The following is a 22,765-nucleotide window of genomic DNA, read 5'->3' as shown; positions in this document are numbered from 1 at the left end:
TATCTGGTCGTGTGCACCGCGCGGGTGCGCGGTTCAGATCGCCTCTAGCGCCTCTGCAAGGCGGTCAGCGCCATGACGGAAGGGATCGACGGCAGGCAGGCCCATTTCGGCCTCGACCTTGGCGAGGTAATCCTTTGCCTCCTGTTCCGACAGATGCTGCGTGTTGACCGAGATGCCGACCACCTTGCAGTCGGGATTGGCGACCCGCGCCATGGTCAGGGACAGGTCGCGCACGGCTTCGAGCGTGGGCGGCGTGTAATCCGGCAGGCCCCGCATGTGCGGACGCGTGGGTTCATGGCAGAGGATCAGGGCATCGGGTTGCCCGCCGTGGATCAGCGCCAGCGTGACGCCGGAATAGCTGACGTGGAAGAGGCTGCCTTGCCCCTCGATGATGTCCCAGTGATCGGGATCGTTGTCGGGCGTGAGATATTCGATCGAACCGGCCATGAAGTCGGCGATGACGGCGTCAAGCGGCACGCCCTCGCCGGTGATCAGGATCCCGGTCTGGCCGGTGGCGCGGAAGCTGGATTTCATGCCACGCTTCTTCATCGCGGCATCCAGTGCGAGCGCGGTATACATCTTGCCGACGGAGCAGTCGGTGCCGACGGCCAGCACGCGCTTGCCGGTCCGCTTCTTGCCGTTCGCGATGGGATACTCGACGTTGGGCACGCGCACGTCATGCAGGGCACGGCCGTTCTGTTCTGCCGCCGCGACGAGCACCTTTTCCTTGGAGAGCAGGTTGTGCAGGCCCGATGCAAGGTCGAAGCCCATGTTCAACGCTTCGACCAGGACTTCCTTCCAGGCGGCGGAGATGACGCCGCCGCGGTTCGCCACACCGATCACCAGCGTCTTGGCACCCGCTTCCTTGGCTTCGGCGAGCGTCATGTCCTTGAGGCCCACATCGGCCTTGCAGCCATCCATGCGGAACTGGCCCACCGCGTTGTCAGGACGCCAGTCCTTGATCCCCTGCGCCACCTTGGCGGCGAGCTGGTCGGGGGCATCGCCCAGGAACAACAGATAGGGGGTCTCGATCATGGCAGCTCTCCGTTCGGTTCGATTTTACGCATGTTGCGCTATCCCGCACGCAACGCGATTGCAATTCCAGTAGGAATAGCAGCGAGGCGACAAGTATCCAGCGCCAACTGTCCGACATGCGCAATATTATTGCAAAGCGGCCCCGCGCCCGATGCTGCACCTGCGAAATCCTGCTTGCAGCACATTGCGTAATTTCATATCTGCAAACGGAGAAAAACCGCAATATTGTTTCGCCACGAGGGAGCACCATCATGTCTTTCCGCATTCAGCCCACGCCGCCCGCCCGCCCGAACCGCTGCCAGCTTTTCGGACCCGGATCGAACAAGAAGCTGTTCGAGAAAATGGCGGCGTCCGAGGCGGACGTGATCAACCTCGACCTCGAGGATTCGGTCGGCCCGAATGACAAGGAGATGGCCCGCGCCAACGTGATCGAGGCGATCAATTCCGTCGACTGGGGCAACAAGACGCTGTCGGTGCGGATCAACAGCCTCGACACCCCCTACTGGTACCGCGACGTTGTCGATCTGCTCGAGCAGGCGTCGGAACGGCTCGACATGATCATGATTCCCAAGGTGGGGTGCGCTGCGGACGTCTACGCGGTCGATGCGCTCGTGACCGCGGTGGAGCGCGCCAAGGGGCGAAGCAAGCCGATCGCGCTGGAGGTCATCATCGAATCCGCCGCCGGTATCGCCCACGTCGAGGAGATCGCCGCGTCGTCTCCCCGACTCGAAGCGATGAGCCTCGGCGCGGCCGATTTCGCCGCGTCGATGGGCATGCAGACGACCGGCATCGGCGGCACGCAGGAAAACTACTATATGCTGCGGGACGGGCAGAAGCACTGGTCCGATCCGTGGCACTGGGCACAGGCCGCCATCGTCGCCGCCTGCCGGACCCACGGCATCCTGCCTGTCGACGGCCCCTTCGGCGACTTTTCCGACGACGAGGGTTGCCGCGCGCAGGCGCGCCGTTCCGCAACGCTGGGCATGGTCGGCAAGTGGGCGATCCACCCCAAGCAGATCGCCATTTCGAACGAGGTCTTCACCCCGTCCGACGAGGCCGTGGCAGAGGCGCGCGAGATCCTTGAGGCGATGGAAAAGGCCAAGGCCAATGGCGAAGGGGCGACCGTCTACAAGGGGCGGCTCGTGGACATCGCGAGCATCAAGCAGGCCGAAGTGATTGTCCGTCAGTCCGAGATGATCGCGAACCGCTGAACGGCGGCGGGGCGGCCCGGCTGGTCCGGGCCGTTCAGCCTGCGCGTCGTTCTTCCGTGTGCGGGCGCGGAACGAAGCCGCCCTCGAAACTCACGCGGTGCTGGTAGAGCGCCATCGCCACCACCGTGCCCAGCATTCCGGCAAGAATGTAATTCACCAGCGCCATCGCGACCTCCCTCGCCTCTTTCTCGCCCCTATTGGCAGCATGCTTTCCCCAGGCCGCCCACTCCACAAGAAAAACGCGGGAAACAGAGTGTTTTGACCACTCCGCCTGCCGCAATTCCGCCGCTTTTCCGAGACTGTCCGCAAGATTGAAACAAGGGCGAGCCTGCCTTGAACCGGGGCAGCCGCGCCGGTCACGTTGCAAACCGTCGCTTGTAAGGTCATATATCGCGCAACAAGGCGGAGCATGACATGACGCAGTACCTGGATTTCGAAAAACCCCTCGCCGAGATCGAAGGCAAGGCAGAAGAATTGCGCGCGATGGCGCGGGCGAACGACGAGATGGACATCACCGCCGAAGCCAAGGCGCTGGATGCCAAGGCGGCAAGCCTTCTGGACGAAATCTATGGATCGTTGACGCCCTGGCGCAAGTGCCAGGTCGCACGGCACCCCGAACGCCCGCACTGCAAGGACTACGTCGATGCCATGTTCACCGAATTCACGCCGCTGGCGGGGGACCGCAACTTTGCCGACGACCTTGCGGTGATGGGCGGGCTGGCCCGGTTCAACGACCGGCCGGTCATGGTGATCGGCCACGAAAAGGGCAACGACACCAAATCGCGGATCGAACGCAATTTCGGCATGGCCCGGCCCGAAGGGTATCGCAAGGCGGTGCGCCTGATGGAACTGGCGGGCAAGTTCGGCCTGCCGGTCATCACGCTGGTCGACACGCCCGGCGCCTATCCCGGAAAGGGCGCCGAGGAACGGGGCCAGTCCGAAGCGATTGCGCGCTCGACCGAGAAATGTCTCCAGATCGGGGTTCCGCTGGTCAGCGTCATCATCGGCGAAGGCGGTTCCGGCGGGGCCGTGGCCTTTGCCACCGCCAACAGGGTCGCGATGCTGGAACACGCTGTCTATTCCGTCATCACGCCCGAGGGCTGCGCCTCGATCCTCTGGAAGGATTCCGAGAAGATGCGCGAAGCGGCGGAGGCCATGCGCCTGACCGCCGACGATCTGCGCAAGCTGGGCGTGACCGACCGGATCATTCCGGAACCGAAGGGCGGCGCGCACCGCGACGCGCCCGCCGCGATTGCGGCGGTGCGCAGCGCCATCGAGTCGATGCTGTCGGAACTGGACGGCAAGGATGCCAAGGCCCTGATCGCGGACCGGCGCAAGAAATACCTCGACATGGGGTCCAAGGGGCTGGCGGCCTGAGCTGTCCTACCACTTGATCCGAAACCGCGGCCCCGCCTGCGGCGCCCGGTCAAAGCCAAGCGCGCCGTAGGTCTGTTGCGCCGGAATGTTGTCCGGGTCGGTGCCGACCGCCAGAAAACGGCACCCACGTGCGCGTGACAGCGTGATCGCGCCTGCCACCAGCGCCTTCGCCACCCCCTGCCCTCGCCTCTCCTCGCGGACGAAGAGATGATGCAGATCCATGCCCCGCACGCCGAACTGTAACTGGGCCAGCGGGAACAGGGCGGCATAGCCCGACAGCCCCCGCGCGTCTTCCGCCACCAGCAGGCTGAGCCAGGGGTCGCGGCCCAGCGCATCGCGGGCCAGGTCGGCCGGGCTGAGCGTGGCGGTGTCGCCATGGTGCGCGGCAAGTGCGCAGACCATGGCATGCACCTGTGCAACGTCGGATTCGTTCATCGGTCTGATATGGGTCATGGAGAACTCCGTTCCGGCCACCCGCACGGAGAGGCCGCGCGCAGGGCGACCATTGATTTTTCGAATAGGCGAAAAGGGTCGCGGTCAGGACGCGGGACGATAGCGGCGGATGAGCGGCGACAGATGGGTCATGCGGACGATACTGTCCGGGTGGCCGGCACCGGTCAACCGTAACGGTGTCAGCGCGCGAGCATCCGTAGCCCCTGTGTCACATCCGACCGCACGGCGAGGCGCAGTCCGGGCTCGTCCCCGGCCCTCAGCGCGGCAATGATCAGACGGTGGAACTGGGGCGGCTCCGTCCGGCGCAACCGCCCGTAGAGCGCCCGCATGGTCGGCCCCATCTGCAGCCAGACCGTTTCTGCCATGGCCAGCATCGCGGGGGCCTGTGCCCGCAGATAGAGCGTGCGGTGAAATTCGAGGTTCGTGCGGATGTACCGCACCGCGTCCCGCTGGGCGACGGCCTCAGCCACCGCGTTGTTGATCGTCTGCAACCGCTCGATCAACGCCAGGTGCGCACGCGGCAGCGCGCGACTGGCGAGTTCGACTTCGATCAGCGCGCGCAGGGCCGCAAGTTCCTCGATCCGGTCGCTGGAGAGTTCGGGCGTGGAGATCCGGCCCGACGTGGACATCGTCAGCGCGCCCTCGGCCGCAAGGCGCCGTACGGCTTCGCGCGCGGGGGTCATCGAGACGCCGTATTCCTTTCCGATGCCCCGCAGCGTCAGTGCCTGTCCGGGGGGCAGGTCTCCGTGCATGATTCGGCTGCGCATCCGGCGATAGACGCGATCATGGGCCAGCGGGGTGGCCTCGGCGGGGCGTGGAGTCAGGTTCATGCCCGCGATGTGATCACAATTGGCGACCCCGTCAAGCGGGGCTTCAGTCGTTCTTGAGCGGGTCGTGCCCCCAGTTCATCAGTGAATAGCGCCAGTCGGAATGTTCGACGTCGTCATCCGGCCCGCCTTGGGACAGGTGCCGTTTGACGTACCCGACGACGGTGGCCATGTGATCCCACTGGTCGGCGGTCAGGTCGTCCTTGTTCGTGCGCTTGATCGTGACGATCCGCCTGCCGGACCGGTGGCCGGTGGATTCGCCGCCATCGCTGTCGCCGACCTGCTTCGATTCTTCCGTGTCGAGCCAGTCCTCCAGCTCCTTTGGCGCCATGTTGACCAGTTCACGCCATTCGTCCCAGATCTCGTCCCGCGATTTCGATGATGACATTTCGTGCCCTTTCCCTTGCTCGGACGGACAACGCGCCAGCGGCCGATCAGTTCGAGAAACGATAGCGGTGGAGGCTGCCACCGTGGGCCCGTAACCAGCGGCGGGGAGGCTCGTAGTCGCCGTAGATGCGGCTGACCTCGGCCCAGAATGCGGGCGAATGATTCATCTGCGCAAGGTGGGCGACCTCGTGCGCGGCGACATAGTTCAGCACGTCTGGCGGTGTCATGATGAGCCGCCACGAAAACATCAGCCCGCCGTCGCTGGTACACGACCCCCAGCGCGATCGGGTGTCGCGCAGGGTGATGCGGTAATAGGTCTTGCCCAGCCGGGCGGCGTATGTGTCCGAGGCCGCCGCGAGCCGGTCGCGTGCCAGTTCCTTGAGGTGGCCGGCAAGCCGCACGCCGGCCCGGTCCGCCGGGCCGGGCACCGCGATACTGTCGGGCCCGATCACCACCCGCCGCCCCTGTCCCGGCACCAGTCGCAGCAGGTGACCGCCCACTGGAACCTCAGCACCCAGCGACACGTCAAGGTCCGTCCCCCTTGCATCCAGATGCTTGCGAATCCATCCCTCCTTGCTGCGCGCGAACTCCAGCGCCTCGCGCTCCGCCAGCCGCTTTGGCAGCGTCAGGGTGACGCGCCCGTCGAGTTGCGAAATTCGCAACGAAATGCGTTTGGCGCGGGCGGAACGGCGCAGGATCAGGGGAATGGGTGGATCGCCGGTGAGGACGGGTTTGGTCATCGGACGGACTCGACTGGGGGCGCGGGGCTAAAGCCTTTGACAGTCTTCCCCTCATATGGCACTTGCCCTGAATCATCTACACGCTAACGCAATTTTCAAGAGGGGTGTTTCATGCCCAAGGAAGAATGGGGAACCAAGCGCCTGTGCCCCACAACGGGCAAGCGCTTCTACGACCTCAACAAGGATCCGATCGTCAGCCCCTACACGGGTGAGGTGCTCGAGATCGACGCGTCGAAGTCGCGGATGATCGCCGCCGACGCGGAGGATGCCGAAACAGCCAAGGCCAAGAAATCCGAGGTCGAGGATGACGCGATCCTGGACGATGACGATGACGTCGATGTGGACCTGGATGACGATATCCTGGACGATGACGACGATGACGACGACACCGTCCCGCTGGACGATCTGGCCGACGTGGCGTCCAACGACGAAGACTGAACCGATTGCGGTGGCGGGAGTGGATTTTCCACTTGATCCCGCCTCCGCTTGCGCCTAATCACGCACCACCAAACGGTCCGCATCCGATACGCGGACCAGATGGGGCATTAGCTCAGCTGGGAGAGCGCCTGCATGGCATGCAGGAGGTCAGCGGTTCGATCCCGCTATGCTCCACCAAACTCCCTTCCCGCGACATCACGGCGATCTGCCTTTTCGACAGGTACTTTGCCCTGCCCTGGCGGCCTTCGCGTCGGCAGGTCAGGACAAGGCTGCCATCCACGGACCGGCTGCAGACGGTCGCAATGAGCGTTTGACCGAATTGATCTTCGGACCTTAACCTGCCGTAGTGGGGACTCAAGGAACGCGATGATGCCGATGGAAACGTATCTGATCTATTTGGCAGCGGTTGCCGTCTTCTTTGCGACACCACCGGACACCAGTCAGCTTCTCATCATCTCGAACAGTGTCAGGCACGGGCTGAGACGGAGCGCCTACACGATTGCCGGTGACCTGACAGCCAACGGCTTGCAAATGACCGCTGCGGCTTTCGGTCTTGCAGCGATCATTGCCACCTCGGCAAGTGCGTTCATCTGGATCAAATGGCTCGGGGTGGCCTATCTGGTCTGGATTGGCGTACAGCTCATCCTCACGAAAGATCAGACAGACAACGTTGCCGCCACTGCATCCGGCCAATCGTTCCGTTTGTTCCGTCAAGGCTTTGTCACGTCCATGGCGAACCCGTTTGCCGTCGTGTTCTTCGGCGCGCTTTTTCCGCAGTTCATCGACCCGGTCACGCCGGTGCTGCCTCAGCTTCTCATCCTGGGCGTGACGTATCTGGTGGTCGATGGCGCGATCCTTCTGCTGTGGGGATGGCTCGGGATCCGGGCGGCGACGGTGCTGAAGCGATTCTCCTTCGGCCTGGTGAACAAGGTTTGCGGCGCGCTGATGATCGGCGCAGCGGCGTTGCTGGCGAGCAAGGACTTTCAACCTCAGCGGCAATAGCGCAGCCACCGGCTGCCAGATTGCGCGCACCGCGGTAAGCCAGTTACATGGGCCTGTCCCAAAGCAAGGCATCCGATGAAACACCTCACCCTCAGCGCGCTCGCCGATCTGGCCGACCTCGCGGTCGATACCGTCATCGACGTGCGCTCTCCTGCCGAATTTGCCGAGGACCATCTGCCGGGTGCCATCAACCTGCCCGTGCTGAGCGATGCCGAACGGGCGGAAGTCGGGACCATGTACAAGCGCGACTCGCCGTTTTCGGCGCGCAAGCTTGGCGGGGCGCTGGTGGCGCGCAATACCGCCGCCCATCTCGACGGTCCGCTGGCCGACAAGGAAGGCGGATGGCAGCCGCTGGTCTACTGCTGGCGGGGAGGCCAACGCTCGGACGCTTTCGCGACCATCCTCGACCAGGTCGGCTGGCGGGTGCAGTTGCTGCAGGGCGGCTACCGAAGCTACCGCCGGTTGGTCGTCCGGACGCTCTACGATACGCCGCTGCCACACCGGCTGATCCTGATCGCGGGTGGCACGGGCACCGCCAAGACGGAAATGCTGCGCCACCTCGAGGCGGCGGGCGCACAGGCGCTGGACCTCGAAGGGCTGGCGGAACATCGCGGTTCCCTGTTCGGCGGGACAGGGGCGCCGCAGCCTGCGCAGAAACTCTTCGAAAGCCGGCTTGCCGCAGCACTCGGGCGACTGGACCCGGCGCGGGTGACATGGGTAGAGGCCGAGAGCAGCAAGGTCGGTGACCGCATCGTGCCGCCCGCGCTCTGGTCGGCGATGCTGGAGGCCCCCCGGGTGGAGATCGCGGCCCCGCTGCAGGCACGCGCCACATACCTGTGCCGGGCCTACGCCGACCTGACCGAAGAACCGGCCCGCCTGCGCGAACAGATCGACCACTTGCGCCCCTACCACGCGGGAAAGCAGATCGACGCATGGCAGGAGCAGGCCGAAACGGGCGATTTCGTCGGGCTTGCCGAAGGGCTCGTCGCCGCACACTACGATCCGCGCTATTCTAAGGCGGCCCAGGGCGCCGTGACGCCGGTGCGGCGCCTGTCGCTGGACGACCTCGAGGAAGAGACGCTGCGCGCCACGGCCAGGGCGCTTTCCGCGGAATTTACCTGACCCGAAGGGCACCCTCGCCGGGGGCCAGCCAGCCGATCAGATGTCCCTCGCATCCCTCCTCCGCGAGGGCTGCCAAGGTGTCATCCACGGCCCGGGCCGGTACGGCTGCCAGCAACCCGCCGGCGGTCTGCGGATCGAACAGCAGCGGGTGCGCCGCACCGCCGACCGGCGCATGGACCCGGTTCGCCGCCATGAGGGAGGACGCCACCCCCGCGTCCGACAACCTCTGCGCGCCGGCGTAGAAGGGAATGGAACCGCCGTCGATCTCCGCATCGAGCCCCGAGGCCCTTGCCATAGCCGACAGGTGCCCGGCCAGCCCGAAGCCGGTGACATCGGTCATGGCATGCGCGACCCTGGAAAGCACCGCCGCCTCGCGGACCTGCGGCCGGGCCATGACCGACAGCGCCGCGGCGATGTCGCGCCCGTCGGCCTGCCCCGCCATGTCGGCCGCCAGCAGGACACCCGACCCCACAGGCCGCGTGAGGATTAGACCATCGCCCCCCTGCGCCCCGGCCTGCGTCAACGGCATCTGCGCGCGCAGCCCGGTGACGGTGAACCCCAGCGTCAGTTCGGCACCCAGCGTGGTGTGGCCGCCGACCAGCTGCGCGCCGACCTCGGCCATCACCTCCTGCGTGGCGCGGGTGATCTCCGCGAGGCTCCGGGCCTGCAGGGCCGGCGACATCTGCGGCAGGATGATCGTGGACAGCACCGCCTGGGGGGCGGCCCCCATGGCCCAGACATCGCCCAGCGCATGCACTGCCGCAATCCGCGCCATCAGGTACGGGTCTTCGACGAAGCCCCTGAGGTGATCGGTGCTCACCACTTGGAAACCGCCGTCCGGCTGCCGGATGATCGCCGCATCGTCCCCCGCCCCGGCGACGACGTCGTCGCGCACCGCGCCGAGCCCGGCGAGCGCCCCGCCAAGAATACCGCCATCGACCTTGGCACCGCACCCACCGCACAGCGGCTTTGCGGCGAGGGCCTCGGCCACGCCCTCCGCCAACGGCCCCGAGATCGGCGGCGGGGTCATCGGCGGCAGGTCGCCCAGCTTGTCCATGAACTTACGGTCGATCCGGTCCTTCCAGCGCCACAGCCACCGGCCCGATACCGCGATGCCGAACTTCTCGCCGAGCGCCGCGCGCTCACCGAGCGAAACCAGCTTGAGATAGTGTTTCTGCGGGCGGAACACGCGCCGCCGGCCACCGCCCAGCGCCGCCCGAAGGTTATGATGCAGGACCGGCGCCGCCCTTACCGCAAAGACTCCGGCCTTGGGTCTTGGAGCGTGGGTCAGCGCGGCGCAATCGCCAACCGCGAAGAGCCTGTCGTCCCCCTTTACCCCAAGGTCCGGTCCGACCGAGATGAAGCCCTGCTGCAGGGGCAGATCCGTCCGGCCGATCCAGGCATGCGGCACGGCCCCTGCGGCCCCGACGGTGAACCTCGTGGGCACGTCCTCGCCCTGTTCGAGAACGATCCGGTCCGCTTCGACCCGCGCGACCCGCGCGTTCCGCCGCAGCGTGACGCCCAGCGCCGCCATGGACGCCCGCAATCGCTTGCGCGCCGTGGGCCCGACACCGGATAGCTCCGGCCCTGCCTCGATCACCGTGATCTGCGGGCGGACACCGGCTTCGCTCAACGCATGAGCCATGGCCATCGACAGCTCGCATCCCGCGACACCACCGCCGATCACCGCCACCTGTGGGGCGATGCTCCCCTGCGTCGCGCGGGAAAGGAACTCGCGCCATTTCTCGGCGTAGTCGTCCAGCGGCTTGGCGCCGACCGCATGTTCCGCGAAACCCGGCAGATCCATTTGCGCGGTGATGCCCACGTCGATGCTGGCCACGTCGTATCCCACGGGTCCGCGGCCGGTTACGTGGAACTGCCGGGCCTCCCGGTCCAGTCTCTCCGCCCGGCCGAGGATCAGGCGTGCCCCGGCGTGGCGGCACAATCTGCCCAGGTCGATCTCGAGCTCGTCGCGCGTGTAGTGCCCCGCCACGTGACCGGGCAGCATGCCGGTATAGGGGGCGGTCGGACCGGGATTGATCACCGTCAGCCGCACCCCCGGCAGGGGTTTCATCCCCCAGGACCGCAGCACCAGCGCATGGGCATGTCCGCCCCCCACCAGCACGAGATCACGTGTCAGGGGAACCGGCTTCAACACCTCTGGGGTTTCTCTTTGTGCGTCATGAATGTACCCGGGAATCGCGGGGGCCCGTGCCCGTGGTCAGCAGAAATAGTCGGTTGCGGCGCATCCGCTCCTGTTCGTATCAGGGCAAGCTGCGCGCCGCTAATGGAAATCCCGGGATTTCGGGATCACCCGCACATCGCGGGGGTGGCGCCGCCCGCCGACCTGCCCCGGGATCGGGTGCGTGACCTCGTCTCCGCGGGCGAAGGACGGCGGCACCTTTTCCTCCGCCAGCCCGTCCAGCCGTACCGTCCGGTCTTCCAGCCGGTCCGCCACCACGTGGATCACCCGCCCGTCGGTCTGGACCCGGCCGTGCACCATCATCAGCCGCGCCGACATGATCACCGGGCGGAACGTCTCGAACAGCTTGGGCCAGATCACGAGGTTGGCCACTCCCGCCTCGTCCTCGAGCGTGATGAAGCAGACGCCCTTTGCGCTGCCCGGCTTCTGCCGCACCAGCACCAGCCCCGCCAGCGACACCCGCTGTCCGTGCCGCATCCGCGGCAGGTCGTCCGTGCGGCGGGCCCCCTGCCGCGAGAGGCTCGCACGGAAAAAGGACATCGGATGCGCCTTGAGAGACAGACGCAGCGTCTGGTAATCCGCCACAACGTGCTCCGCACTGGGCATGGCCGGCAACTCCACCACCGGTTCGGGCCCCTCGTCGCCCGCCGCCGCGTGTGCAAAGATCGGCAGATCGGGCGCATCCTTCAGGCCCTGTGCCTGCCACAGCGCCTGCCGCCGGTCGATCCCCATCGAACGCATCGCGTCCGCCGCCGCCAGCCGCCGCACGGTCCCCCGGTCAAGGCGCGCGCGGCGTTTCAACCCGGCCAGATCCTCGAAGGGCGCATCGCGCACCGCCCCGATCCGCAGGCCCGCCTCCTCGCGCATGCCGTCGACCTGGCGGAATCCCAGTCGCAGGGCAAACCCGTCTCTGCAGGGTTCAAGCGTGCAGTCCCACTCGGAATAGTTCACATCCACCCCGCGCACCTCCACCCCGTGTTCCCGCGCATCCCGCACGATCTGCGCGGGGGCGTAGAACCCCATCGGCTGGCTGTTCAGCAGCGCGCAGGCAAAGGCCGCCGGGTAATGGCACTTCATCCAGGACGAGATATAGACCAGCTTGGCAAAGCTGGCCGCGTGGCTTTCGGGAAAGCCGTAGTCGCCGAACCCCTTGATCTGGTCAAAGCAGCGCCGGGCGAAGTCCTCGTCGTAACCGCGCCTCACCATCCGGCCTATCATCTTGTTCTGCAGGGTCTCGATGGTACCGCGTGACCGGAAGGTCGCCATCGCCTTGCGCAGTTCGTTCGCTTCCTTTGCCGTGAATTCCGCCGCGTCGATGGCGATCTTCATCGCCTGCTCCTGAAAGATCGGCACCCCCAGCGTGCGGCCAAGGATATTCAGCAGCTCGTCCTGCGGGTGTTCCGGCCCGGGTGCGGGGTAGCTGACCCCCTCAAGCCCCTGGCGCCGCCGCAGGAAGGGATGCACCATGTCACCCTGGATCGGACCGGGACGCACGATCGCCACCTCGATCACCAGATCGTAGAACCGGCGGGGCCGCAGCTTGGGCAGCATCGCCATCTGCGCCCGGCTCTCCACCTGGAAGACCCCCAGGGAATCTCCGGCACAAAGCATGTCGTAGGTCGCCGCGTCGTCGGGGGGCACGGTCGCCAGTTCGCGGTCGTCCCCGTAATGCGCGCGCATCAGGTCGAAGCACTTGGAAATGCAGGTCAGCATGCCCAGTGCAAGGATATCCACCTTGAAGATTCCCAACGCGTCGATGTCGTCCTTGTCCCACTCGATGAAGGACCGCTCCGGCATTGCCCCGTTGCCGATCGGCACGATCTCGGTCAGGGGCCGTTCGGTCAGGATGAAACCGCCCACATGCTGGCTCAGGTGCCGGGGCATGCCCGTCATCTCCCGTGCCAGCGCGATCACCTTGCGCAGGTAGGGGTCCGACAGGTCCAACCCGGCCTCCTTCACGCGGCCCTCGGCCATCTCGGCCTCGAAACTGCCCCAGACGGTGCCCGCCAGCCGCGCCGTCACGTCCTCGCTCAGCCCCATCGCCTTGCCGACCTCGCGGATGGCCGAACGGGGGCGATAGTGGATGACGGTAGCGCAGAGCCCGGCCCGCTCGCGCCCGTACTTGGCATACATGTACTGGATCACCTCCTCGCGCCGCGCGTGCTCGAAATCCACGTCGATGTCGGGGGGTTCGTCGCGCTCCTCGCTCAGGAAGCGCTCGAACAGCACGTCATGCTCCTCCGGGTCCACCGCGGTGATCCCGAGGCAGAAGCACACCGCGGAATTCGCCGCCGACCCCCGCCCCTGGCACAGGATCGGCGGCTGCGCCTCTTCACGGGCGAAACGCACGATGTCGTTGATGGTCAGGAAATAGCGGGCGATCTTCTTGGACCGGATCAGCGCGAACTCCTTCTCGATCACCGCCCGGACCCGCGGCGACACTCCGCCGGGATAACGTCGCGCGGCCCCCTCCCAGGTCAGCTTCTCCAGCGCCTCCTGCGCGGTCATCCCCGGTATCTCGATCTCGTGGGGGTATTCGTAATGCAGGTCGTCCAGTGAAAAGGTACAGGCATCCGCCACCCGCCGCGTGGCGCGGATCGCCTCGGGCCAGGCGGCGAAGAGACGGCACATCTCGCCCGGGGATTTCAGGTGCCGCTCGGCGTTGGGTTCCAGCGCGAATCCCGCCTCGGCGATCGTGGTGCCCTCGCGGATGCAGGTCATCACGTCCTGCAGGGGCCTGCGTTGCGGCGCGTGGTAGAGCACGTCGTTGGTTGCCAGCAGGCCCAGACCGTGGGCCCGCGCGATCCCCTCCAGCCGGGTGATCCGCGCCACGTCGTCACCGCGATAGAGATAGGCTGCCCCCACGTAGCGCATGCCCGGCAGGGCCCGCACCAGCCGCGGCAGCCCCGCCTCGAACAGCGCCAGCCGCTCTGGCGGCATCACGATCAGCTCCACCCCCTCGGCGTGGGCGGACAGCATTTCCAGTGTCAGGTGGGTCTCGCCCTTCTCCTGCCAGTTTCCGGCCACGTCGGCCATCTTGCCCTTGCTGAGAAGGGTGGAAAGCCGGGCATAGGCCGCGCGGTCCCGTGGATAGGCCAGCAGATGTGTGCCGCACATCAGCACCAGCCGGACACCGATCACCGGGCGCACCATGGCTTTCTTGGCTTCCGTATGAACCCGCACCACGCCCGCAAGCGTGTTGTGATCTGCCACACCCATCGCGTCATAGCCCAGCAGGTTCGCCGTGGCCGTCAGGTCCACCGCGTCCGATGCCGCCCGCAGGAAGGAAAAGCAGCTCGCCAGCCCCAGTTCCACGAAAGGCGCGGGGTCATGCCGGCGGAACGGGTCTTCCACCTCCAGCGTGCGCCGCTTGTTTCCATCCTGCTGCGGCATTCACGTGCACCGGGCCGGACCGGGGTGCGGGGACGTCCCTTGTTTCGGGACATGACCCTCCGCACGCTGCCACATGGCACGCGCGAACCGCCCGTGGCGGGAGGCCCCCGAAGGGATGGCGGGTGGGGCGCCGCGGAACGCGCGCGTCACCGGCATCACGCGAAGATCCCGTGCAGGAACCAATGCGGGTCGCCGCCGCGCCCGTCCCCCAGGATTCCCTCGCGAAACAGCCAGAAGCGCCGCCCGTCGGTCACTTCGACCTTGTAGTAATCCCGCAGCCGGGTGCCGGGCCGGTCGCGCCACCATTCCGGCGCGATCCGTTCGGGGCCCTCGTGCCGCGCGGTCAGGTAGGCCACGCGCCGCCAGCGGAACCGCGCCGGCGGCCCCTCGGGCACGGCGTAGAGCACCGCGATCTCCTCGGGGGGGACCAGCAGACGCAGGGGACGTGCACGGGTCACGGACGGGGGGGCGCATACCACCGATCCCAGCGCGGGCACCTGCGCTTCCACCCGTTCCGGCAGATGGCTTTCGCGCCATGCCGACCAGGTGACCTTGCCGGGACCGAGCCGGGAGGTCAGCCTATCCAGCAGCGCCGCCACATCGCGGGCCGCATCACGCTGCCCGTCAAGGCTGTCCTGGTGCAGCGCCAGCGGCTCCACCGCCAGGGCCTCCAGCGTCAGCAGGTCGAAACCGAAACCCGGATCGATGCCTTCGGTCTTGCCGCTCAGAAGGCGCAAAAGATGCGCCGGGTCGCGGCTGGCCTGCGCCAGTGCCATGTCGCGGCTGCGCCATTCGCCATCCACCCGGTAGATCGTCAGCCGCAGCCGCCGCGCCCCGCACTCGGCCCGCGCCAACTGCCCGCAAAGATCCCTGGCCAGCGCGTCGAGATGCGGCACGGGGTCGATCACGGGTTCCGCCAGCCGTGCGCGCGCCAGCCAGCGCCGCGTCTCCGGCGGGGCATTCAGCGGATCGCTCTGCCGCCCCAGGGCGCGGTCCAGCAGGATCAGCGGATTGGTGTCGACAGGCAGTCGGTCGAACCGCCGCATCAGGGCCATGCGGGGCACCTGCATCAGCGCGCCGAGGGTCTTGAGCCCCAGCCGGGTCAGCAGGCGCAACGTTTCCGCATCGAGCGGCAGGGCCGCCACCGGCAGGGGCGCCAGCGCCACCTCCAGATCGTCCGGTGCGCAGATTACCTGCCCCGTGCCGTAACGCGCGAACATCCTTGCAGCACCTCGTGTCGGGGCCAGCGCCACCCTTGCCGAAAGCCCCTGCATCCGGAAACGGACCGTCATGTCGCGCAGCAGCGCGGCCTCCCCGCCAAAGAGATGTGCCGCCCCGGTCACGTCCATCAGGATTCCCGTGGTGCCGTCACGGACGGTCCAGGGGCACCAGCGCCGCGCCCATTGCGCCACCCGGTCCAGCAGGGCCACGTCGCCCTGCGGATCGGCCTGTTCCACGTGCAGGTCCGGATGGATCGCCTGCACATCCACCACCCGCGCGCCACATTGGATACCGCGCGCCGTACCGCTGGCGTTTACCGCGTGGATGATCGGCCCATGGCTGCCTTGGGTGGCCAGCACCACCGGCACCTCATCCCCCGGCAGAGTACGCTGCTGTGCCGTGGTCCTGCGCCAGCGGTCCATCGCCAGATCGGGAAACCAGGCGGAGACGATCCGCGCCCGCTGCGGCGCCGGGGTCATAGGAGGCCTCCCACACCCCCGGTGGCCGTCCGCGCGCTCGAAACAGGTCGGCCTCCCACAGGGGGGTACCCGGAGCATGGCAATTCCACGGGTTCCGCGCGGAGGGTAACGAGTGCAGCCGCCAGCGTTCCCGCGCCGCCGACAGCGCCCCGTGGTCGCCCGAGCGGATCAGCCAGATCGGAACGCCCGAAGCCTCGGCACGCAGGGCCAGTCGCTTGGTCGCGGTAAAACTCAGCACCTCGGGCGCGCCGTGTATTTCCCCCACCACGGCGGAAAGACCCGCGCATCCCGCCGCTTCCTCCATCGCCCAGAGCACATCGCGGGGATGGCTCACCTCGACCCGCAGGACCGGCGCACGCACCCCGAAGCCGGGCAAGGCGGGGCCGTAGAGCTGCCCGTTCTCGCGTCGCGACATCCGGTCGCTGACCCATAGAACCGGGTCCGCACTGTCGGGCAGCGCGGCCAGCACGAAACCCGTCACGGCCGCGTCGAAGGGTCCGCCGGCCAGCACGTCGCGCAAGACGGGGGCATCCGCCGCACCGGTCTGTCCCGGTGTCGCGACGGGTTGAACCAGGTGTTTGTCCGACAGGGCAATCACCTGCCCAAGAGAAGAATCGGGTGGCATGCATTCCTCCATTGTTCATGTTTTGTTCTAATTGAAAAGACCTCCGAACGCCAGCGGTCTTTGTGCCCGGGCACCGGCGGAAAGGACTGTAAGAGACCTATTTGCCGTGGCTCTGGTTTCGCGATTCCAGCAGGACGCGCGACTGCGCGATCAGCTTGTCGAGAAGACGCGAGAGGGTCTCCGCCTCCTGGGACGTCAGCGGCGCCAGTACCAGTTCGTTGCGTTCCATCACGTGTTCCATGATCCGGTGATAGAGCGTCGTGCCCTTTGCCGTCAGTTTCAGCGCCACTGCCCGCCCGTCATCGGGATCGGTGGTGTCGACGATGAGCCGCGCCGCCTTCAGCTGCTTGATCACGCGGCTGAGCTGGCTCTTGTCCATCAGCAGGATCTCGGCCACATCGCCGGCCCGCGTGGGCTGATGCGCCCGAATGACCGCCAAAACCCGCCAGTTGGTGAGGGTGAAGTCGAACATGGTTTCGGACCAGTGGCTTCCGGACCGTTCACCGATCACCCCCAGCGTGTGCAGCTTGAAGGTTATGACGTCTTCGATACCGGCAACCGCCGGATGCTTGCCCTGCCGGTCCTCGAACGCGCCCGAGGTGTCAAAGTCATTCGACATCACCTGCCTCCCCACCACGCGTCCAGAGGTAATTGACGCAATCCAGCAAACTCAAGTCTAAATTGGGGCAGCGCCCTCGTTTTCAACCCCGAAGAACCCCATGTACAAAAGGACCCGAACCCCCTAAGGCCTGCCCTACCCCATCCGGGCCTCTCCCGTGCGCCGCACGGCGACCTCATCAACAGGACGACTTCTTTCGTGATTCAGACCATCGCCGACGCCCTTGCCGCCCAAGGCTACGATACCCTTACTCCCGTGCAGGAGGCCGTTACCGATCCCGCGCTGGAAGAGGCGGACCTGCTCGTCTCGGCTCAGACCGGATCGGGCAAGACAGTGGGTTTCGGCCTTGCAATCGCACCAACCCTGCTGGGCGATCAGCCCCGTTTTGGGCCGGCGGGGACCCCGCTGGCGCTGGTCATCGCCCCCACGCGCGAGCTTGCGATGCAGGTCGCGCGCGAACTGGGCTGGCTTTATGGACAAACCGGGGCGATCGTCACAACCTGCGTCGGCGGCATGGACCAGCGCACCGAACGCCGCGCCCTCGACCGGGGCGCGCACGTCGTGGTGGCCACCCCGGGACGCCTGTGCGATCACATAAAGCGCGGCAACATCGACCTCTCGGCCCTGCGCGCCGTGGTACTGGACGAAGCGGACGAGATGCTGGATCTCGGCTTTCGTGAAGAGCTCGAGTTCATCCTGTCCGAAGCGCCCGAGGATCGCCGCACGCTCCTGTTCTCGGCGACCGTACCTGCGGCAATCGCCAAACTGGCGGCGTCCTACCAGCGGGATGCCCAGCGCATCACCACCACCGGCGAGGCCCGCCAGCACGCGGATATCGAGTACCGCGCGCTGAACGTGCACCCGCGGGACACGGAAAACGCCATCATCAACGTGCTGCGGTTCTACGAAGCCAAGAACGCCATCGTCTTCTGCAATACCCGCGCCGCCGTGGCACGGCTGACCACCAAGTTCACCAATCGCGGTTTCTCGGTCGTTGCCCTGTCGGGCGAACTGACCCAGTCCGAGCGGACGAATGCCCTCCAGGCCCTGCGGGACGGACGTGCCCGGGTCTGCATCGCCACGGATGTGGCCGCGCGCGGCATCGACCTGCCCAACCTCGAACTGGTGATCCACGCGGACCTGCCAAGCAATGCCGATACGCTGCTGCACCGGTCGGGCCGGACCGGGCGCGCGGGGCGCAAGGGCGTCTCTGCCCTGATCGTGCCGCCGAAAATGAAGACCAAGGCCAACCGGCTTCTGGGCTGGGCCAAGCTCAAGGCGGAGTGGGCCAGCGCCCCCTCGGCGGACGAGGTCAATGCCGCCGATGAAGCGCGGCTGCTGTCGGATCCCGCGTGGGAGACCCCCGTACCCGAGGATGCCGCCGAATTCGTCGCCCGGCTGGTCGAAAGCTACAGTGCCGAACAACTCGCGACCGCCTTCGTCAACCTCTACCGCGCAAGGGCCTCAGCACCGGAAGACTTGGCGGACCCGGGCGCGCGGGACGACACCAAGCGTCCGGCCTTCGGACCGTCGGTGTGGTTCTCCGTCAGCCGCGGCCGGCAGGACGGGGCCGAGCCGCGCACGCTGCTGCCGATGCTTTGCCGTGCGGGTGACCTGACCAAGGACGACATCGGCGCGATCCGGGTGCAGGACAGCCACAGCTTCGTCGAGATCCTCGCCAGTTCCGCACCGAAGTTCCTGAATGCCATCGGCCCGGATCGTATCGCCGAGGACGGTGCGGTGGTCACCCAGCTCGACAAGGCGCCCGATCTGCCGAAAGGCGGGCCGAAACCGGCCGGCGCACGCGGCCCCCGGCCCGGTGGACCCAAACCGCCGCGCAGGCCCGCGTTCGACCCGGATGCGCCATCGGCGCGGGCCGGCGACCGCCGGGAACCCCCGGTCGAAACCGCCGCACCGCGCACCGACAAGCCGAAACCGCAGAAACCGAAGTTCGACAAGCCCGCGAAGCCCAAGGGCGAACGGCCGCCGAAGTCGCACAAGACCGAGCGCAGCCCCATGAAGCCCGGCGCAACGCCGAAACCCAAATCCGACGGCACCTCCAAGCCCAAGGCAAAGGCGGTATGGAAGAAGGATGCGGATGCCCCCCGGAAGGGGAAAAGCGCAAAACCGGCACGGGACCGGGCGCCGGAGGAACAGGCGGACGGCAAGAGCTATCGGCGCGCCGCCGATCCGTCCAAGCGGTTCACCCCGCCCCACAAGATCGGCAAGCAGGGCGGAAAACCGGCGTCACGGGGCAAACCGCGCAGCGGTGACTCGGGCCCCAAGCGGGGCAAGAACAGCTTTCGGCCCAAGTGACCGCCGGGTCCGGCGCACCGGGCCGAGGCACGATTTTCCGGCAGCGCCCTGTGCAACGGTGGCGATCGTTCTAGCTCAACCTTCGTCATCGGGTTGTGATGGGTGGTTGCCATGTTGAGTTCAAAGATATCCGTCAAGAAACTGATCCTGGCACTGGTCGGTCTTGCCGCTGCCGGCGCGGCCATCGCGGCGGTGGTCATCGCACTGGGGCTGCCGACCGTTTCCGCCCGTCCTCCGCACTGGGCGATCACCACCGATCTTTTGCACACCGTCTTCAAGCGCGCAGTCGCGACCCGCGCGGACCAGGAGCCGCCGGCGGATCTCGACAGCCCCGGTCGCATCGCCCTCGGGGCGCAGCACTACGAAAACGTCTGTTCGAAATGCCACGGCGGACCGGAACTGGGACAAAGCCCTGTGGCGCTGTCCATGCGGCCCCGGCCACAGCACCTTCCAGCGGTGGTGGGCCAGTTCAGCGACGCCGAGCTTTACGTCATCCTGCGCAACGGCGTGCGTTTCAGCGCGATGCCGGCGTGGCCATCCGACCGCAATCTCGATGAAATCTGGTCGGTTGTCGCGTTTCTGCGGCAACTTCCCGGGATGGACGGCGCCACCTACACCCGCCTCGTTGCCGGACCGGACGTCGAGGCCCCGCGCATGCCCTACGTGGCGGAAGGTCCGCTGTTGGAAAGCGACACGGGGATCAAGGCCCCGCCGATGGACGAGTACCTTTACGCAACGCCCGCGACCGAATGGGCCGACATTGCCGCAACCGGTGTGCCGGTGGAACGCTGCGCCGCCTGCCATGGTGTGGACGGCAGCGGCAGCCCGACCGAAGGCCGCGCGCCCAACCTCACGGTGCTGTCGGCAAATTACATCTCGGACAGCTTGCGCGCCTATGCCAGCGGTCGCAGGCACAGCGGTATCATGAAGGTCGTCGCATCGGGTCTCACCGGGGACCAGATCACCGCACTGGGTCGCTATTACGACGGGCTGCCCGACAAGGAAGGCACCCGCCCCGAAACGCTGCAGACCGCGCTTCTGGAGACCGGCAAGAAGATCGTGGAGGGCGGGCACCCCGAGCTGGCGGTCGCCCCTTGCTTCGTCTGCCACCAGACTCCGCGGACGGAGAAAGGCGTCTTTGAAATCCCGGCTCTGACCGGCCAGAATGCGCCCTACCTGAAACAGCAGCTCGACGCCTTCGCCATGTCCGAACGCGGCGCTTCGGGGCTCTACAATCCGATGCCGCACGAGGCGAGCGGACTGAGCGAAGAAGAACGGACTGCGGTCGCCACCTACCTCGCCAGCCTGCCGTCCGGCCAGATCCCCGCCCCGCCGGCACGCGAGGCCGACCTCGACAACGCGCGCGGGCTGGTTGCGCAGGTTTGCAGCGAATGTCACGGCGATGCGGCGACGGGCAGCAGTTCGGGGCAGACCCCGAACCTCACGCTTCAGACGTCGCGCTACGTCCATCACCAGCTCGAGGCGTTCCACACGCAGACACGCAAGAACGACAAGATGTTTCAGGTCACCCAGCGGCTGGACTATGACGACATGGCGGATCTGGCCGCCTATTTCGAAACCCTGCCCCCGATCCCGTCGCCCGGAGACGTGGATGCAGGCCGCGCCGCTGCCGGCGCGGAGATCGCCCGGAACGGTCTGGAACTGGCAGGAGTCCCCGCCTGCGTCACCTGTCACGGCAGGCCCGGCCGGGATGGATTGCCGCTGGCGCCCCGCCTTCAGGGCCAGAACGTCGGTTACCTGAACAGCCGTCTGGATTACTTCGCGCGCGACTCCAGCCTGCCGCTGCCGGGTCTCAACCCGATGCATCGCTACGCCAAGGCGATGACCGAAGACCAGCGCGCCGACGTCGCGGCCTGGTTCGCGTCGCAGCCGCCCTTGCCGAAGTGAAGCCACCGGGTGTGCCTGATCTGATGTGTGTCGAAACGGGTGCGCCCTCGACAGCCTGACCTGAGCCAAACGTACAAGAAGGGCCGGAGACTGGCAGTCTCCGGCCCTTTTTCTGTGGCAAAAGTGGATGGCCGGTTCGGCTCAGCCCTTGCCCTTCCAAGGCACGAGAAAGCGTTCGGCCGCACGCATCAGCATGTCGATGCCAAAGCCAATCACGCCGATCAGGATGATCCCCATGATGACGATGTCGGTGTTCTGGAACTTGGATGCCGTCATGATCATCATCCCCGCACCCTGTTCTGCAGCGACGAGTTCCGCCGCGACGACGGTGCCCCAGCAGACCCCCATGGCGACCCGTGCGCCGGTGAATATCTCGGGCAGGGAATTCGGAATGATCACATGTCGCATGACCTGCCATTTGCTCGCGCCCAGCGAATAGGCGGCGTGCACCTTGGATATCTTGACGCCGGAAACCCCCGACCGCGCCGCGATCGCCATGATCCAGAGCGCCGCGAGGAACAGAAGGATGATCTTGCCCGCCTCGCCGATCCCCGCCCAGATGATGACCAGCGGGATCAGGGCCAGCGGCGGCACGGGGCGCATGAATTCCACGATCGGATCGAACCAGCCGCGGAACCAGTTGCTCAGCCCCATGGCGTAGCCCAGCGGGATGCCGACCAGCGCCCCCAGCAGGAAGCCGACGATGACGCGGAACAGGGAATAACCGAGGTGTTCCAGCAGGGTGAAGTTGCGGAACCCCTCGTCCATGATCTGCAAGGTCCGGGTCCAGACTTCTTCCGGCGCCGGTAGGTACAGCGGTTCCATCTGCCAGCCGCGAGACGGCTGGAAGTTCGGCGTGCCCTTGTCGGACAGGGTGACCGACCCGTTCGCCGTCTGCACCGTACCGCCGGGGGCGATTTCCTGACCATCGATGGCGATCACCTCGGCGCCGTCGCTCTTGCTGATCTCGTCGTTGGCATCGACGCGGATCAGCCCGCTGCGCCATTGCGCGATGGTCGTGGCATCGTTCTTGGCGAAACCGTCGCCCGGTTCGACCTCGGGCGTGTCCGCGGGTTCGCCGCGCGGGTGGACCACGACGGTCACGGTCGCATCGTCCGTCCCCTGTCCCGGCGCCTGCGCCGTATAGGTGAAGGTGGTGGTGCCGACGAAGGGGCCGGGCGCGTGCAGGAAGGACGGCAGCAGGTTGGACCCGGTGAAGACACCCCACATCACGAAGATGGTCAGAACCGATACGACACCGGCGATGCGGTTCGGCCGGACCGCGCTTTCGTCGCCGAATTTCACGGTCTTGAGCGACGTGTAATCGCTGGTTGCCTTGTGCAGCACCTTTGTCACCAGCAACGCACTGACGACGAAGATGGCGATGTAGATCAGCAGGAAGAAGATAC

At 66.7% G+C, this 22,765-nt stretch carries 19 protein-coding genes and 1 tRNA gene; 8 read left to right on the top strand and 12 right to left on the bottom strand.

From position 1 onward, the window contains the following. Positions 1-33 precede the first annotated feature (33 nt). Positions 34-1,035, bottom strand: coding sequence for an N-acetyltransferase DgcN (gene dgcN, locus BOO69_RS01380; RefSeq protein WP_071969622.1), 1,002 nt, complete (start codon positions 1,033-1,035; stop codon positions 34-36). Positions 1,036-1,286: 251 nt separating this feature from the next. Here dgcN and BOO69_RS01375 point away from each other — a divergent pair, with 251 nt between their 5' ends. Next, positions 1,287-2,246 carry an L-malyl-CoA/beta-methylmalyl-CoA lyase gene (locus BOO69_RS01375; RefSeq protein WP_071969620.1) on the top strand — a complete coding sequence of 320 codons (960 nt, stop codon included), beginning with the start codon at positions 1,287-1,289 and terminating at the stop codon, positions 2,244-2,246. A gap of 34 nt (positions 2,247-2,280) precedes the next feature. Here the strand turns inward: BOO69_RS01375 and BOO69_RS23535 are convergent, their stop codons facing one another. Then, positions 2,281-2,412, bottom strand: a complete 132-nt coding sequence (locus BOO69_RS23535; protein WP_257786724.1) for a hypothetical protein — start codon at positions 2,410-2,412, stop codon at positions 2,281-2,283. Positions 2,413-2,660: 248 nt separating this feature from the next. Between BOO69_RS23535 and BOO69_RS01370 the strand changes: the two genes are divergently transcribed. Then, positions 2,661-3,623 (top strand): acetyl-CoA carboxylase carboxyltransferase subunit alpha, encoded by a 963-nt coding sequence (locus BOO69_RS01370; RefSeq protein WP_071969618.1) that lies wholly within the window; start codon positions 2,661-2,663, stop codon positions 3,621-3,623. Between the two features lie 6 nt (positions 3,624-3,629). Here BOO69_RS01370 and BOO69_RS01365 read toward each other — a convergent pair whose 3' ends face one another. The 4 genes from BOO69_RS01365 to BOO69_RS01350 all read right to left on the bottom strand — a co-directional run bounded on the left by BOO69_RS01365 (position 3,630) and on the right by BOO69_RS01350 (position 6,030). After that, the gene (locus tag BOO69_RS01365; RefSeq protein WP_071969616.1) at positions 3,630-4,076 is read right to left on the bottom strand and encodes a GNAT family N-acetyltransferase; all 447 of its coding nucleotides are present in this window, start codon (positions 4,074-4,076) and stop codon (positions 3,630-3,632) included. Between the two features lie 179 nt (positions 4,077-4,255). Further along, the gene (locus tag BOO69_RS01360) at positions 4,256-4,906 is read right to left on the bottom strand and encodes a GntR family transcriptional regulator (protein ID WP_071969614.1); all 651 of its coding nucleotides are present in this window, start codon (positions 4,904-4,906) and stop codon (positions 4,256-4,258) included. Positions 4,907-4,949: 43 nt separating this feature from the next. After that, entirely contained in the window at positions 4,950-5,291 is a 342-nt protein-coding gene (locus BOO69_RS01355) for a DUF3140 domain-containing protein (protein WP_071969612.1), read from the bottom strand. 46 nt (positions 5,292-5,337) lie between these two features. Continuing rightward, the gene (locus BOO69_RS01350) at positions 5,338-6,030 is read right to left on the bottom strand and encodes a M48 family metallopeptidase (RefSeq protein ID WP_071969610.1); all 693 of its coding nucleotides are present in this window, start codon (positions 6,028-6,030) and stop codon (positions 5,338-5,340) included. A gap of 111 nt (positions 6,031-6,141) precedes the next feature. Here BOO69_RS01350 and BOO69_RS01345 point away from each other — a divergent pair, with 111 nt between their 5' ends. The 4 genes from BOO69_RS01345 to mnmH all read left to right on the top strand — a co-directional run bounded on the left by BOO69_RS01345 (position 6,142) and on the right by mnmH (position 8,592). Then, positions 6,142-6,468: a TIGR02300 family protein gene (locus BOO69_RS01345; protein ID WP_071969609.1), complete on the top strand. Its 327-nt coding sequence runs from the start codon at positions 6,142-6,144 to the stop codon at positions 6,466-6,468. A 101-nt stretch (positions 6,469-6,569) separates the two neighbouring features. Next, positions 6,570-6,645 (top strand) — tRNA-Ala (locus BOO69_RS01340). Positions 6,646-6,837: 192 nt separating this feature from the next. Beyond that, on the top strand, positions 6,838-7,470 hold the full coding sequence (locus tag BOO69_RS01335; RefSeq protein WP_071973581.1) for a LysE family translocator: 633 nt from the start codon (positions 6,838-6,840) through the stop codon (positions 7,468-7,470). A gap of 75 nt (positions 7,471-7,545) precedes the next feature. After that, on the top strand, positions 7,546-8,592 hold the full coding sequence (mnmH, locus tag BOO69_RS01330) for a tRNA 2-selenouridine(34) synthase MnmH (protein ID WP_071969607.1): 1,047 nt from the start codon (positions 7,546-7,548) through the stop codon (positions 8,590-8,592). Here mnmH and selD read toward each other — a convergent pair. The 5 genes from selD to BOO69_RS01305 form a co-directional block, all read right to left on the bottom strand. Further along, on the bottom strand, positions 8,585-10,747 hold the full coding sequence (gene selD, locus BOO69_RS01325) for a selenide, water dikinase SelD (RefSeq protein ID WP_071969606.1): 2,163 nt from the start codon (positions 10,745-10,747) through the stop codon (positions 8,585-8,587). The genes mnmH and selD overlap by 8 nt on opposite strands. 129 nt (positions 10,748-10,876) lie before the next feature. Beyond that, entirely contained in the window at positions 10,877-14,188 is a 3,312-nt protein-coding gene (locus BOO69_RS01320) for an error-prone DNA polymerase (protein WP_071969604.1), read from the bottom strand. A gap of 155 nt (positions 14,189-14,343) precedes the next feature. Beyond that, complete coding sequence (locus tag BOO69_RS01315) at positions 14,344-15,888, bottom strand: Y-family DNA polymerase (protein WP_071969602.1); 1,545 nt, start codon at positions 15,886-15,888, stop codon at positions 14,344-14,346. Continuing rightward, on the bottom strand, positions 15,779-16,513 hold the full coding sequence (locus tag BOO69_RS01310; protein WP_071973580.1) for an ImuA family protein: 735 nt from the start codon (positions 16,511-16,513) through the stop codon (positions 15,779-15,781). Before BOO69_RS01310 ends, BOO69_RS01315 begins: the two co-directional genes overlap by 110 nt. Before the next feature lie 97 nt (positions 16,514-16,610). Beyond that, a complete protein-coding gene (locus BOO69_RS01305; RefSeq protein WP_071969600.1) occupies positions 16,611-17,132 on the bottom strand; it encodes a MarR family winged helix-turn-helix transcriptional regulator in 522 nt (173 codons plus the stop codon). A gap of 198 nt (positions 17,133-17,330) precedes the next feature. On the opposite strand from BOO69_RS01305, the gene BOO69_RS01300 reads away from it, so the two are divergent. Together BOO69_RS01300 and BOO69_RS01295 are read left to right on the top strand one after the other, a co-directional pair. Then, positions 17,331-19,448, top strand: coding sequence for a DEAD/DEAH box helicase (locus BOO69_RS01300; RefSeq protein WP_071969598.1), 2,118 nt, complete (start codon positions 17,331-17,333; stop codon positions 19,446-19,448). A gap of 111 nt (positions 19,449-19,559) precedes the next feature. Continuing rightward, entirely contained in the window at positions 19,560-21,356 is a 1,797-nt protein-coding gene (locus BOO69_RS01295; protein ID WP_071969596.1) for a c-type cytochrome, read from the top strand. A gap of 141 nt (positions 21,357-21,497) precedes the next feature. Here the strand turns inward: BOO69_RS01295 and BOO69_RS01290 are convergent, their stop codons facing one another. Next, positions 21,498-22,763 carry an ABC transporter permease gene (locus tag BOO69_RS01290; protein ID WP_156874972.1) on the bottom strand — a complete coding sequence of 422 codons (1,266 nt, stop codon included), beginning with the start codon at positions 22,761-22,763 and terminating at the stop codon, positions 21,498-21,500. Between the last annotated feature and the right edge of the window lie 2 nt (positions 22,764-22,765).

The organism is Sulfitobacter alexandrii, assembly GCF_001886735.1.
Classification (GTDB): Bacteria; Pseudomonadota; Alphaproteobacteria; order Rhodobacterales; family Rhodobacteraceae; genus Sulfitobacter; species Sulfitobacter alexandrii.
Note: the sequence above shows the minus strand (reverse complement) of the source record. Positions and strands in the feature narration are given on the sequence as shown.